The sequence below is a fragment of the Pseudovibrio sp. Alg231-02 genome (genome assembly GCF_900143565.1).
Taxonomy (GTDB): Bacteria; Pseudomonadota; Alphaproteobacteria; order Rhizobiales; family Stappiaceae; genus Pseudovibrio.
Map to the genome: position 1 here is coordinate 354997 of NZ_FREX01000002.1, position 12814 is coordinate 367810.

General features: G+C 52.9%; 10 protein-coding genes. 6 read left to right on the plus strand and 4 right to left on the minus strand.

Annotated features, from left to right (window positions below):
* Positions 1–59: 59 nt before the first annotated feature.
* The 4 genes from ftsZ to recN all read left to right on the plus strand — a co-directional run bounded on the left by ftsZ (position 60) and on the right by recN (position 5760).
* Complete coding sequence (ftsZ, locus tag DHN43_RS07160) at positions 60–1823, plus strand: cell division protein FtsZ (RefSeq protein ID WP_063303397.1); 1764 nt, start codon at positions 60–62, stop codon at positions 1821–1823.
* A 247-nt stretch (positions 1824–2070) separates the two neighbouring features.
* On the plus strand, positions 2071–3033 hold the full coding sequence (gene lpxC, locus DHN43_RS07165) for a UDP-3-O-acyl-N-acetylglucosamine deacetylase (RefSeq protein ID WP_057465827.1): 963 nt from the start codon (positions 2071–2073) through the stop codon (positions 3031–3033).
* A gap of 153 nt (positions 3034–3186) precedes the next feature.
* Positions 3187–4053, plus strand: coding sequence for an outer membrane protein assembly factor BamD (locus DHN43_RS07170; protein ID WP_057465730.1), 867 nt, complete (start codon positions 3187–3189; stop codon positions 4051–4053).
* 33 nt (positions 4054–4086) lie between these two features.
* Positions 4087–5760, plus strand: coding sequence for a DNA repair protein RecN (gene recN, locus DHN43_RS07175; RefSeq protein WP_108818182.1), 1674 nt, complete (start codon positions 4087–4089; stop codon positions 5758–5760).
* 242 nt (positions 5761–6002) lie between these two features.
* Here the strand turns inward: recN and DHN43_RS07180 are convergent, their stop codons facing one another.
* The 3 genes from DHN43_RS07180 to DHN43_RS07190 form a co-directional block, all read right to left on the minus strand.
* Complete coding sequence (locus tag DHN43_RS07180; RefSeq protein WP_108818183.1) at positions 6003–6761, minus strand: ABC transporter permease; 759 nt, start codon at positions 6759–6761, stop codon at positions 6003–6005.
* A complete protein-coding gene (locus tag DHN43_RS07185) occupies positions 6758–7441 on the minus strand; it encodes an ATP-binding cassette domain-containing protein (RefSeq protein WP_108818184.1) in 684 nt (227 codons plus the stop codon). Before DHN43_RS07185 ends, DHN43_RS07180 begins: the two co-directional genes overlap by 4 nt.
* Before the next feature lie 190 nt (positions 7442–7631).
* Positions 7632–8081 (minus strand): translation initiation factor 2, encoded by a 450-nt coding sequence (locus DHN43_RS07190; protein WP_108818185.1) that lies wholly within the window; start codon positions 8079–8081, stop codon positions 7632–7634.
* Positions 8082–8416: 335 nt separating this feature from the next.
* Here DHN43_RS07190 and DHN43_RS07195 point away from each other — a divergent pair, with 335 nt between their 5' ends.
* A complete protein-coding gene (locus tag DHN43_RS07195) occupies positions 8417–9676 on the plus strand; it encodes a glycosyltransferase family 87 protein (protein ID WP_063293893.1) in 1260 nt (419 codons plus the stop codon).
* Positions 9677–9869: 193 nt separating this feature from the next.
* A complete protein-coding gene (gene ligA, locus DHN43_RS07200) occupies positions 9870–12062 on the plus strand; it encodes an NAD-dependent DNA ligase LigA (RefSeq protein ID WP_208994997.1) in 2193 nt (730 codons plus the stop codon).
* Positions 12063–12120: 58 nt separating this feature from the next.
* On the opposite strand, the gene DHN43_RS07205 is transcribed toward ligA, so the two are convergent.
* On the minus strand, positions 12121–12732 hold the full coding sequence (locus tag DHN43_RS07205; protein WP_057465734.1) for a hypothetical protein: 612 nt from the start codon (positions 12730–12732) through the stop codon (positions 12121–12123).
* Between the last annotated feature and the right edge of the window lie 82 nt (positions 12733–12814).

The window sequence follows — 12814 nt, forward strand, 5'->3', positions numbered from 1 at the left end:
CACGAGAGGAAGAACGACGTGCCCGACTTCGGGCATGTTATTAGGGTCGCGAGGTTAATATGACAATCAACCTGAAAATGCCTGATATTCAGGAATTGAAGCCCAGGATCACCGTATTCGGTGTTGGTGGCGGTGGCGGAAACGCCGTAAATAACATGGTAACGAGCGGTCTTCAGGGCTGTGACTTTGTTGTTGCAAACACGGATGCGCAAGCATTGGCACTTTGCCAGGCTGAGCGTGTTATCCAGATGGGCGTTGCTGTTACGGAAGGCTTGGGCGCTGGTTCCCAGCCTGAAGTTGGTGCAGCTGCTGCAGAAGAAGTTATTGACGAGATCAACGATCACCTGTCCGGCTCGCATATGGTGTTTATCACCGCGGGTATGGGTGGTGGCACCGGTACCGGTGCTGCGCCAGTTGTTGCTCGAGCTGCGCGTGAACAAGGTATACTGACCGTCGGTGTGGTTACCAAACCCTTCCAGTTTGAAGGGTCCAGACGTATGCGTGTTGCCGAAGCCGGCATCGAAGAGTTACAGCGTAATGTTGATACTCTTATTGTTATTCCAAACCAGAATCTGTTCCGCATTGCGAATGCACAGACCACCTTTGCCGATGCCTTCTCCATGGCTGACCAGGTGCTGTATTCTGGTGTAGCGAACGTCACTGACTTGATGGTCAAAGAAGGTCTCATCAACCTCGACTTTGCTGATGTACGCTCCATAATGCGTGGCATGGGTAAAGCGATGATGGGTACCGGTGAAGCATCCGGCGAACAGCGTGCCATCCAGGCGGCTGAAGCTGCGATTGCGAACCCGCTGCTTGACGAGACTTCCATGAAGGGCGCGCGCGGTCTGCTTATCTCCATCACTGGTGGTAACGACCTGACGCTGTTTGAAGTTGATGAAGCTGCAACTCGTATCCGCGAGGAAGTAGACCCAGAAGCGAACATCATTCTTGGTGCAACCTTCGATGAATCTCTGGACGGTATTATCCGCGTTTCTGTTGTTGCCACCGGCATCGACAAAGAGCTGCGTGAAGATATCTCTCCTGCAGAGGTTCGTATGGCTGAACTCACAGAGCGTCTGCAGAGCGCTACTACGCCTACGCCCAGTCCAGCGGTAGCTGCGCCGGTAGAAGTAGCTCCTGCACCCACCCCAGTTCGTGCGATGCGCGCGATGGGCTCCGCAGCAGCCGAAACACTTATGCACTCTGAGCCGGTTGCTGTTGCAACTGACCCGGAAGTGGAAATTTCTCCTTATCAGTCTCGTCGTTATGAGCCTGTGCAGGAATATGATGCACTTGAGGAACCAACACAGGCTTTTGATGAGCCTACCAATATTCCTGAGCCATTTATTCCACCTGTTGCACAAAAGGTAGAGCCTCAGACACGTATGCCACGTGTTGAAGACTTTCCGCCAATTGCACAGCGTGAAATTCGTGCGCGCACGGATGCTCCTGCTGCAGCGCCTGCACCACAGCCGGCATCTGCAACTCCTCAGCCAGCACCAGCCACTATGGCCCAGCAGGTTGAAGAGCATGATGAGCATCATTTGGAAGAAGAGCGTCGCCCAATGGGTCTTCTGCGCCGTTTGACTGGTGGTCTTGGCCGCCGTGAAGACGAGCACATGGAGCACCATGAGCCAGTACAGGCAGATGCGTTTGCTGAGGCTCCACGCCAGCCAGCAGCGCCTCGTCCAACCGAGCCTCAGAATCACGGTGCAGCCGGGACTCTGGACGCTGGTGGACGCCCTGCGCCTGCACGCTCACAAATGATCGAAGATGATCAGTTGGAAATCCCGGCGTTCCTGCGCCGCCAAGCCACCTGATTATCAACAGAACTCGCGCCTCTCGAGCAGCAATCCGGATTTTTCCGGGTTGCTGCTTTGCGTTTTTAAATGGAATTGTCGGTAAATGTACCTAAAATTTTCAGGACGTTACAAACCGTAATAAAGCTTTATTTTATTTGGTAAGCTCCAAGAGCTATGTTCCAGCCAACCCGCAGAGGGTATTCGAAAGTAGTGGCTCGTGAGGTTCAGTATGTACCTGGAGCGGAATGATAAAGGCTGGAACAATATGGGAATGCGTGTCGAAAAACAGACAACGCTTGCGGACAGTGTAACCTTGAATGGTATTGGGGTTCACTCTGGCGGTCCAGCTTCCATTACACTTCACCCAGCAGACGCGAACTCCGGCATTGTTTTCCATCGTAGCACCAAGGGTGGCTACGTGCAGACGGAAGCAAACTGGAAGGAAGTCACTGCAACATCTTTGTGCACCGTACTTGGTGATCCTCATGACAGCGGCATCTCTACCGTTGAGCACCTGATGGCTGCTCTGCGCGGTATGGGCGTTGACAATGTGACCGCTTACATTGACGGACCTGAGATGCCAATCATGGATGGTAGCTCCGAAGCTTTCGTTGAAGCTATCGACCGCGTTGGCCTGAAAACGCTCGGCACAAAGCGTCGCTTTATCCGTATCAAAGAAAAAGTTCGTTACGTTTCCGGTGATCAGTGGTGTGAACTCAACCCGTTTGACGGCACCCGTTTTGACATCACCATCGATTTCGATCACGAGAAAATTGGTTGTCAGCAGCTCAAGTTTGACCTGACACCTGATTACTTCCGTGATGAGATTTCCCGTGCCCGTACCTTTGGCAGCGTGCAGGATGTTGAGAAGCTCTGGAAGCTTGGCTTTGCCATGGGCTCTTCCCTAGAGAACTCCGTTGCTCTTGACGGTGATCGCGTTCTGAACCCTGAAGGAACACGTTGGGCAAACGAATTCGTACGTCACAAAAGCCTTGATGCGATCGGTGATCTTGCTCTTGCTGGTCTGCCTATTTTGGGCGAGTACCGCTCTTACAAAGGCGGTCACCGTATGAATCACTGCATCCTTGTGGAGCTTTTCAAGAACCCAGATGCTTTTGAAATTGTCGAAGCTGATGTTGCTCTGGTAGATCGTCATGCACGCGAAAAAGGTCATGCCGAGTTGATTGGCGGACTGCAGGCTGCAGCATTTGGCCCTAACGTCTCCTGAGGCTAAAATAGTTATTCAACGGTTTTTGCCTCTATTCCGACATAAATTCGAGGCAAATGCTGTGGTACTACGTGACGTTATCCAAACATTGAGATAGAAGCGTGAACTGGGAGGGATTTTACCCGAATCCCAACACGATAGGAGTCGGAAACATTGCTGCGTTCAGATGCTGCCGGGACTGCTTTGGGGGCTAATCGCCTCAAAAGAGCGATTAGATATACCTCTTTGGCGATGGCACTCGTTATTGCGGGCTGTGCAACCAAGGATGATGTTGATGATCTTGCGCTGGATGAAACTCCTGCGGAAGTGATGTTCAATGAGGCTTTGGCTCTTCGTGCATCTGGCGACGTGCAAGCGTCTGCGAAAAAGTTCTACGAGCTTGACCGCATCTATCCTTACTCCGAATTCGCACGTAAATCGCTGATCAACATTGCTTACCTGAACTTCAAAATGGGTAAGTATCCTGAAGCGATTTCTGCTGCTGAGCGCTTTACCTCGCTTTATCCTGGTAACGATGATTCCGCCTACGCGCTCTTCATTATTGGTGAGTCCTACTTCCGTCAGATCCCAGATGTGGGTCGTGACCAGGCTGTGACCGCCAAAGCATTGGATGCAATGCGTGAAGTTGTTCAGCGTTACCCAGATTCTGAATACACCAAGCAGGCTCGTCAGCGTATCCGCGCGACAGAAGATCAGCTGGCTGGTAAGGAAATGGAAGTTGGCCGCTACTATCTGGCACGCCGTAACTACCTTGCCTCTATCAACCGCTTCAAGACTGTGGTGAGCAATTATCAGACCACCCGTCACGTTGAAGAAGCGCTCTATCGTCTGACCGAGAGCTATTACGCACTTGGTGTGACGAACGAAGCACAGACAGCTGCAGCGGTGCTGGGACACAACTTCCCGCAGAGCCAGTGGTACAAAGATGCGTTTTCTCTTTTGAAAAAGGGCGGTCTGGAGCCACATGAGAACAAAGGCAGCTGGCTTAGCAGGGCATTTGGGGATATGAAACTCCTTTAAGCCTTTCAAGGAATCGGAGTTTCCTAGACTACCATGCTGGCATCGCTTTCTATTCGGGATATCGTTCTCATTGATAAGCTGGATTTGCATTTCAGCGACGGCATGAGTGTTCTGACGGGTGAAACCGGTGCAGGTAAGTCTATTCTTCTCGACAGTTTAAGCCTCGCCCTTGGTGGGCGGGGAGACGCCGGACTGGTTCGGCATGGTCAGGACCGCGGTCAGGTGAGCGCGGTTTTCGACGTTCCCATGGCGCATCCTCTGCGCACCCTTCTTCAGGAAAATGAATTAGAGCACGACAGCGACATCATCTTGCGCCGTGTTCAGGCATCGGATGGTCGTACCCGTGCGTTTGTGAATGACTCGCCAGTGAGTGCTGGTCTGCTGCGGCAGATTGGAGAGTTGCTGGTTGAGGTTCATGGGCAGCATGACGACCGCGCCCTGATTGATCCTGAGAGCCATCGTCAGCTGCTGGACAGCTTTGGCGGGCTGGAAGGTGATGCTGCGAAGGTGGGGCAGAGCGCGAAAGCGGTTCGCACTGCCGAGAAGGCCCTGAAAGATCATGTTGCGCGCATTGAAGAAGCCCGCCGTGAGGCGGATTATCTGCGCTCCAGTGCTGATGAATTGAGCGCGCTTGATCCTCGTGACGAAGAAGAGAACGAGCTTGCTCTGCGGCGTCAGGATATGATGCAGGTGGAGAAGATTGCAGGCGATCTGCGCGAGGGCTATGAGGCACTTGACGGACCAGCCTCTCCAATCCCTGAGCTTTCCAGTTTATTGCGCCGTCTTGAGCGTAAGGTTGATCTGGCGCCGAACTATCTGACAAGTGTGGTTGAAGCTATCGGCGGTTCTCTGGATCAGCTGGAGGAAGCGCGCGGTGGTTTGGAACAGGCGCTGCGTGATACCGATTTTGACCCGCAAGAGCTGGAGCAGACGGAAGAGCGTTTGTTCGCATTGCGGGCTGCGGCTCGTAAATATTCTGTGCAGCCGGATGACCTTGCTAAACTGCGGGCGCAGATGGAAGGTGATCTTTCCGATCTGGATGCTGGTGAAGAGAAACTGCAAGCGCTGGAAAGCGCTGTGGAGGCCGCTAAGCAAACCTATGACAAGTTGGCGGCTGCGCTCTCAAAGAAGCGCCAGAAGGCTGCTAAGGGACTTGAGACTGCTGTTCATGCTGAGCTTCCAGCCCTGAAGCTGGAACGGGCGCGGTTTATCATCAATATTGAGAGTGATGTTGAGCAGCGCGGACCGTCTGGTATCGATACTGTCGAGTTTTGGGCGCAGACCAACCCAGGGACCCGTCCGGGGCCGATGTTTAAAGTTGCTTCTGGTGGTGAACTCTCCCGCTTCCTATTAGCGTTGAAGGTGTCGCTGGCAGACAAAGGGTCTTCTCCGACACTGGTGTTTGATGAGATTGATACCGGTGTGGGTGGTGCAGTGGCTGAGGCGATTGGCGTGCGTCTTGCCCGCCTTGCGAACAGTGTTCAGGTGCTGACGGTAACGCACGCACCGCAAGTGGCAGCGCGTGCCAATGGTCACTTCCTGATCCGCAAGGATGAGGTGGAGAAAGACCGTGTTGCGACCCGTGTCACTGAGATCGCTGAGAGCGACCGTCATGAAGAGATTGCCCGGATGCTCGCTGGTTCCACTATCACCGAAGAGGCCCGTGCCGCAGCCAAGCGTCTTATGGGCCAAGAAGAGCTGATTTAAGCCTCCTATTTTGATCGGAGTTCCTGCAACACATAAGGGTAAACTTGATCCCCTCCTGTGGTAAGTTATTGACTTACTTATAGCCTCAGGTACCCGGAATCGCGCCTCCGACGATACACAGGTAGATTGTCACAAAGAAATTGCCTGTATGTTGGCTCATTCCATGAAACCGAAAAAGCTTACGCCCTCCCGCAAAATTGCTGATACCCAAGAATTGCTGGTGAAAGACTCTTTGTCTCTGATCACTCGTACTCTGGCTCCATATAGATGGTGAAGCGGAGGGCGAGGATGATGGCGAGGGTTTGGGTGGCGGAGATACCGAGCATGATGGCGATCTGGTACTGGACGGCCTCGATTGGGTTGAAGCCACCGAGAATCTGACCTGTCATCATTCCGGGCAGCGAGACCAGCCCCAGTGTTGCCATGCTGGCGATAACGGGGGAGGCTGCTGCGCGTAGGGAGGCTTTGACGAGTGTTCGCCGGGCTTCCAGTTTGGTCGCTCCCATGGTGGTGAGCAGCTCGATGTGTTCCTTATCTTCCGGTGTTCTCAAGTTGAACCGGCGCAGGGCGATGACCAGTGACCCCAGAGCGTTGCCGAGCAGCATGCCGGCGATTGGGATGGTGACCTGCGCAGAGTACCACGGCACAGGACGGCTGAAGATTACGATGAACATCAGCAGCACTGGCAGCATGGCAATCAGGATAGCTGCCGTGAGCGGGGCTGTTGATTTGAGGCGGGGCATTTGTGCGCGGCCAGCGGAGGTGATTGCGGCGATTGTTGCCATGGCGACCAGCCAGAGCAGGTTGAGGGCCAGATTGTCCAGATCGAAGACGGTTTGCAGATAGAACCCGATGACCAGCAGCTGAATGCTCATACGGGCAATGGATATTGCCAGATCCCGGGAGAGGTCTTTGAGGCCCATGGTCCAGAGCAGGGACAGTGGGATGATTGCTATGAGATAAAAGAGAGCCAGATCACTCCACGCGACATTTGAGGTCATTGCGCGCGCTCCTGTGAACCTGGCTGTGCTGGTTCGGGCAGTTCAATTACCTGATCAATCTTGCTTTGAAGGTGGGAGTCGTGGGTGACAGCCAGCAGTGTCCCGGTACTTTCCATCAGCAGGTCACCACAGGCGAGGGCATGGGCTTTGTCGAGGGCTGCTGTGGGTTCGTCTGCAATCCATAAAGGGCGTTGCAGAAGCAACGCGCGGGCAAGCGCGAGGCGTTGACGTTCGCCGCCGGAAAGGCTGCTGGTCGCCTGATCAAGTGCCGTGTTGGGCAGGCCCGCTGCTGTGAGAGCCTGAAGCATCTGAGCATCTGATGGCTTGCGTTTGTGATTGGCTTGCAGCTCAAACGGTGCCAGCAATGCCTCGTGGATATGGTCTGCCAGAGGGCTCACGCGTTGAGGGAGCCAGTTGAGCTGTTTGTGGAGCTGCGTTCGTCCGCCTGCTGTGTATGAGACGCCGTTGAAGAGCAGCTCGCCTGCCTCTGGTTTATCCAGTCCTGCGAGAATGCGCAGGAGAACCGTTTTGCCACGACCGGAAGGGGCACGGAGGCACAGTTTATCGCCTTCATACAGCTTGAAACAATAGGCGTGAAAGAGCTGGCGCCCTTGCTTGGTGACTGAGATATTTCGGGCCTCGATAAGAGGCACACGCTCTGCGTCCTGAGGGGCGGCCATTGGAACTCCTGATTGCAGGAGGGAGAGTCCTCTAGTTGCTGCTGAAAATCAAGGAGGGAGTGGTGGGCAGGGCATTTTGGGAGAGGACCTTATTTGGGTGAGCCAAGGTCATGTGCTGCTTGTGCTCTCAGCGAGCTGTTGAATGTAAGGGGCATGGTCTGATCCAATGCCCCTCACTGACGTTGCCCGATTAAGAAGTCGGGGTTTTCGCCTTGTTCATCAGTTTGATCTCAGCAGGGGTCAGCTTACGAGAGCCTTTGCCGCGCTTGAGATTGAAAGTAACCGGGTTTGGATAGTGATCCAGAGTTGCGCCAGTCGCTGCATCAACACCAACACCAATAACACCACCAAGGATAATGTTGCCAGCCATGCCTGCTGCACCCTTGCCGCTGACGCGGGTCTGAACATCGATAACCTGAGACTGGTAGCCCGGTGCAGATGCAGTCAGAGTGAATTCTTTTTTACGTGGTACGTTGATCACGCAAGGTCCAACGCAAGTATGCGCTGTTGTTGATGTGATTTTCGCGTTCGCTGGCTTTACATCGATTTTGATGTCTTCAGATGTGCCGCGAACAACTGTGCCGCAACCGGCCAAGAGAATGCTGGATGCTACGACGCCAGCTACAAAATAGGATTTCATTTCCCAACTACCCCAAATTTACGTTGAGGCTAATTAGGCAGATGTCACAATTCAGTCAAATTCCTTAATGAATTTTTCTGGTGATATCTTTACCGATAGGTTGCATGTTTATACTCTGTTAAATTTTTAGGAGACTCTGAAATGAGTAGAATTTCTCATCCTTTTCTCGTGAACACTGTTTCATTTCCCTAAAAGAATCTTAAATTACGTAGCGTATTCAAATAATTAACTTGGTATCTTCTAAACTCTCCGGCAACCAAGACTTTATACTTGCGCATATTCTCATCCGAAAACCGGAACCACTTACGGGGATATGCATAGATGGAGGCCGGTAGATGTTTATCTCGTTCGCCCGCTTACAGATCTATTTTGTCATCGCGCTGCTGCTGATTGTGGTGGTCTATCCGCTGTATCTGTTTGGATCGGTGATGGGCCTTGACGGATTCGATCTGCGCAGGGTGGGGGGCGACTTCTACCAGTTCCTGCTTGCCTCTCGCATGGCTGTGGCGGGGCAAGCTGCGCAGCTTTATGACTTTGGCTGGTTTTATGATGAAGTACAGCGCAATGTGGCTGGTGGCTCCGGCTTTTACGCGTGGGTGCATCCGCCAAGTCTGCTGGTCTTTCTGGTCCCGCTGTCTGGGTTGACCTACCTGCAGGCTTATAGCCTTTGGATGGGGATGGGAGCTTTGCTCTCGTTGTCTGTCGCCTTTAGCCGTAAAGCGCCTATTCGTGCGTTCACCTTTTTCATTTTTGCTCCTGCAACACTGGTGAACCTGTTTTACGGTCAGTTTGGTATGCTGGCGGGCGGGTTTCTTTATGGCGGGCTGCGTTTGCTGGACCGGCATCCGGCATGGGCGGGTGTGTTGCTTGGCTGTGTTTCCATCAAGCCTGAGTTGTTCATGCTGATCCCGATCATATTGATTGCCCATCGCAGTATCATCGCGCTGTGTGCGTGTGTTGCGACAGTGGCGTTTCTTGTTGATGCCTCGGCTGTGTTCTTTGGGTCCGGTCTTTGGTGGATCTATCTGGATACGGTTCCGTCCTTACTGGCAACAGTCATGGACCAGGGTGAGGGCAGCTTCCTTTATCTGATCCCATCTGCGTTTGGGGCGATGAGGGCGCTCGGGTTTTCTGCGACGGCTGGATATCTGGTGCAATTGCCTTTCACTGTTTTGGCGTTCGTGGTGGTGTTCTGGCTGTTTATGCGTGAGCGTGAACCGATTGCCCGTAATCTTGCGGTGACGCTGTGTGTTTTGCTGGCAACGCCTTTCCTGTTCCTCTGGGACTATGCAGTGCTTTCTCCGGCGCTCTACCTTTATGCAACACGCACTGGTTTGTTTGATGATGACGCGAATTCCCCGTTTGTGGCGCCGCTCCTTTTGTTTGCGGTTTATCTTCTGCCAATCGTCAATATTGCGCTGGCGGCTCATGGCTTCCCGGTGGGGCCAATCTTCACTGCGCTGGCGTTGGCTGCTGTGTTGACCCGGATGGTTGGTATTGATCAGATGCAAGTTAGTGTAGGGGATGAACCAGAGGAGGGGGATAACTCCCTTTCTGATGAGCGTGAAAAGGATGAAGGGCTCGGGACAACCTGAGCCTTGGCCGTCCGTTACATAGGAACGCAGGTTTCACTTAAAAAACGCAGATCAACGCAAAATCACACAAAGCAACGCAAACTGCGCAAAGTCATGGGCCAACTTTTCTTGGGTCCAGAGTAATTCCTGTCTAAATCCTAACTGTTCTGGCTGGTGTGTTATTCCCGGTGGCGATAAGACTAATGCCCAGTTGATGATTAAACAGGTGAGTAAACCGGTGAGCCTTGCTGATACCTCTCAAAAAGAAATTGAAGCCCTGAACGCGGATGAAGCTGCGCTGGAGCTGGAGCGGCTGGCGGGGCTGATAGCTGAGTATGATGCAGCCTATCACACCAAAGATGCGCCGATTGTTGATGATGCGACCTATGATGCGCTGCGCCGCCGGAACGAGGCTTTGGAAGCTGCTCATCCGGAACTGGTGCGTGCAGACAGCCCAAGCAACCGGGTTGGTGGTGCTGTTGCGGAAGGCTTTGGCAAGGTCACTCACGCCGTACCGATGCTCTCGTTGGACAATGCGTTTTCTGACGAGGATGTGCAGGACTTCATTGGCAAAGTGCGGCGCTTCTTAAAGTATGATCCGTTGATGGGCGCACTTGCGGTGACAGCTGAGCCGAAGATTGATGGCCTTTCCCTTTCCTTGCGCTATGAGAGCGGCAAACTGGTTTATGCCGCAACCCGTGGTGATGGCACCACTGGTGAGAATGTGACAGCTAATGCGCTGACCATTAAGGATATTCCGCAGGTGTTGCCTGCGGGTGTGCCGGATGTGGTTGAAGTGCGCGGCGAAGTTTACATGAGCCATGCGGACTTTGCGGCACTGAATGCGCGTATGGAAGCCAATGGCGGCAAGGTGTTTGCAAACCCGCGTAATGCGGCGGCAGGGTCTTTGCGTCAGCTGAATTCCGAGATCACCAAGACACGTCCGCTTAAGTTCTTCGCCTATGCCTGGGGGGATATGAGTGAGGTTCCTGCTGAGACACAGATGGGCATGGTGGAACTGTTCGGACTGTGGGGTTTCCAGATCAACCCGCTGATGAAGCGCTGTGAGAGCGCTGAGGAACTCCTGAAAGTCTATCATGGGATCGAGGAGGATCGCTCCGGTCTTGGTTATGATATTGACGGCGTGGTTTACAAGGTGGATCGGCTGGATCTGCAGGGGCGCCTTGGCTTTGTATCGCGCTCACCGCGTTGGGCGATTGCACATAAATTTCCGGCAGAACGCGCGTTTACAACGCTCAATGCCATTGAAATTCAGGTGGGACGAACGGGTGCTCTGGCTCCGGTTGCGAAGCTGGAACCTGTCACGGTTGGCGGTGTTGTGGTCTCTAATGCCTCTCTTCACAATGAAGACTACATCAAAGGCATTGGTCAGGATGGTGAACCCATCCGAGATGGCAAGGACATCCGTGTTGGTGATACGGTGATTATCCAGCGTGCTGGTGACGTTATCCCACAAATCGTGGATGTGGACTTGGGTAAGCGGGCTGAGGATTCGGCTCCGTTCGAGTATCCCGTGAACTGTCCGGCCTGTGGTTCTCATGCTGTTCGCGAAGTCAATCCGAATTCTGGCAAGGTTGATGCTATTCGCCGTTGTACAGGTGGTTTGATTTGTCCAGCGCAAGCGATTGAGAAGCTTAAGCATTTCGTTTCCCGTAATGCCTTCGATATTGAAGGGTTGGGCGAGAAGCAGGTGGAAGCGTTTTACGAATATGACATGGATAAAGGTGGGATCCGCACACCAGCGGACATCTTCACGTTAGCGGAACGGGACAAGAGCTCGCTCAACAAACTGCGGTCTCGTGAGGGGTTTGGTGCTGTTTCTGCGCGCAAGCTGTTTGAAGCTATTGATAGCAAACGGCAAATTGAACTGAACCGTTTGATTTTCGGGCTTGGTATTCGTCATGTTGGAGAGGGAAATGCCAAGCTGCTGGCTCGGGCGTACTCTTCCTGGAGTGCTTTTTCTGATGCCATGATTGCAGCAACTGATGCAACTTCAGAAGCTTACCGTGAACTCAATGACATTGACGGAATTGGCGGTACGGTTGCCAATGCTCTGGTCGAATTCTTTGCAGAGGAACATAACCGTGACGCGCTTACTGCGCTGATTGACCAGATCACCCCGCTTGATGTGGTTGTTGCTGATAGCTCTGACAGTCCCGTTGCTGGAAAAACACTTGTGTTTACAGGTAGTTTGGAGCGCATGAGCCGGGATGAGGCGAAGGCACGTGCGGAAAGTCTGGGTGCGAAAGTGTCTGGTTCTGTTTCCAAGAAAACTGATCTGGTGATCGCGGGCCCTAAAGCCGGGTCCAAACTCACCAAAGCGCAAAGCCTTGGTGTTCAGGTCATTTCAGAGGATGACTGGTTCGAGCTGGTCGGCGATCAATAAGAAGAGAGCGAGGGAGCTGCTAGGCTCCTCTCGCTGCATTGGTAGACTTGCGGCGAGCCTACTTCTGCGCCAGTGTTGCTCTTAGGCGGACAGATGCTTCGGCGCGTCCGCCGATATAGAGCATCATGTTTTTGCCATCTGTCTGCACGCTCATGGGGATGGTTTTCTCGATCTGCTTTTTCAGCGGGTCGTAGTCTGCTTCAGCTTTTTCAAGTGCTTTCAGAGCACTGTCGTATTCCTGGATCTTCTTTTTGACTGCAGGTTGGAGCTTGAGCAGCTTTTTGAGCTCTTTCGCCGTATCGCGATAGTTGGGATCAGTTTTGGGGTCTTTTTCCTGCTGCTTCAGCTGGCTTTCGAGCACTTTGAGCATTTTGTGTTTTGTTGAGATATCCTCTTCCAGTGACTTTGAGGCCTGAACAAAGCGGAAGGTTCTTGCTTTCTCTTTTTCAAGTGCGGCAATGTTCGTTCTGGCTTTCTTCATATCCGGCGCGTCTTCAACATGATTGTCGTAGGTCAGTCGGATGGCTGCCTTGCCCTGGAAAATGAGTTTGTCGAAGCTTGCAGTGTCCGTCGCATGGATGTTCATCCGACGTCTGATTTCAGCCCAGATGCTTGTGCGATTTTTATAGAAATCATCGTAGTTTTTATATCTGCAAATGACCTTCGGCATATCTCAAGCTCCATTCCAGTTGCGGTTAGATGTTCTCCAGAAGCAACATCCTTGGCTAAGAGAGTGGGCAGGAAATCTTAGC

What these genes read in the sequence shown, in the direction of transcription:
- DHN43_RS07190 (WP_108818185.1), bottom strand. Translation starts at nt 8,081, where the DNA reads ATGAAATCCTATTTTGTAGCTGGCGTCGTAGCATCCAGCATTCTCTTG.
- ligA (WP_208994997.1), top strand. Translation starts at nt 9,870, where the DNA reads ATGATTAAACAGGTGAGTAAACCGGTGAGCCTTGCTGATACCTCTCAA.
- DHN43_RS07195 (WP_063293893.1), top strand. Translation starts at nt 8,417, where the DNA reads ATGTTTATCTCGTTCGCCCGCTTACAGATCTATTTTGTCATCGCGCTG.
- DHN43_RS07180 (WP_108818183.1), bottom strand. Translation starts at nt 6,761, where the DNA reads ATGACCTCAAATGTCGCGTGGAGTGATCTGGCTCTCTTTTATCTCATA.
- recN (WP_108818182.1), top strand. Translation starts at nt 4,087, where the DNA reads ATGCTGGCATCGCTTTCTATTCGGGATATCGTTCTCATTGATAAGCTG.
- DHN43_RS07185 (WP_108818184.1), bottom strand. Translation starts at nt 7,441, where the DNA reads ATGGCCGCCCCTCAGGACGCAGAGCGTGTGCCTCTTATCGAGGCCCGA.
- lpxC (WP_057465827.1), top strand. Translation starts at nt 2,071, where the DNA reads ATGGGAATGCGTGTCGAAAAACAGACAACGCTTGCGGACAGTGTAACC.
- DHN43_RS07205 (WP_057465734.1), bottom strand. Translation starts at nt 12,732, where the DNA reads ATGCCGAAGGTCATTTGCAGATATAAAAACTACGATGATTTCTATAAA.
- ftsZ (WP_063303397.1), top strand. Translation starts at nt 60, where the DNA reads ATGACAATCAACCTGAAAATGCCTGATATTCAGGAATTGAAGCCCAGG.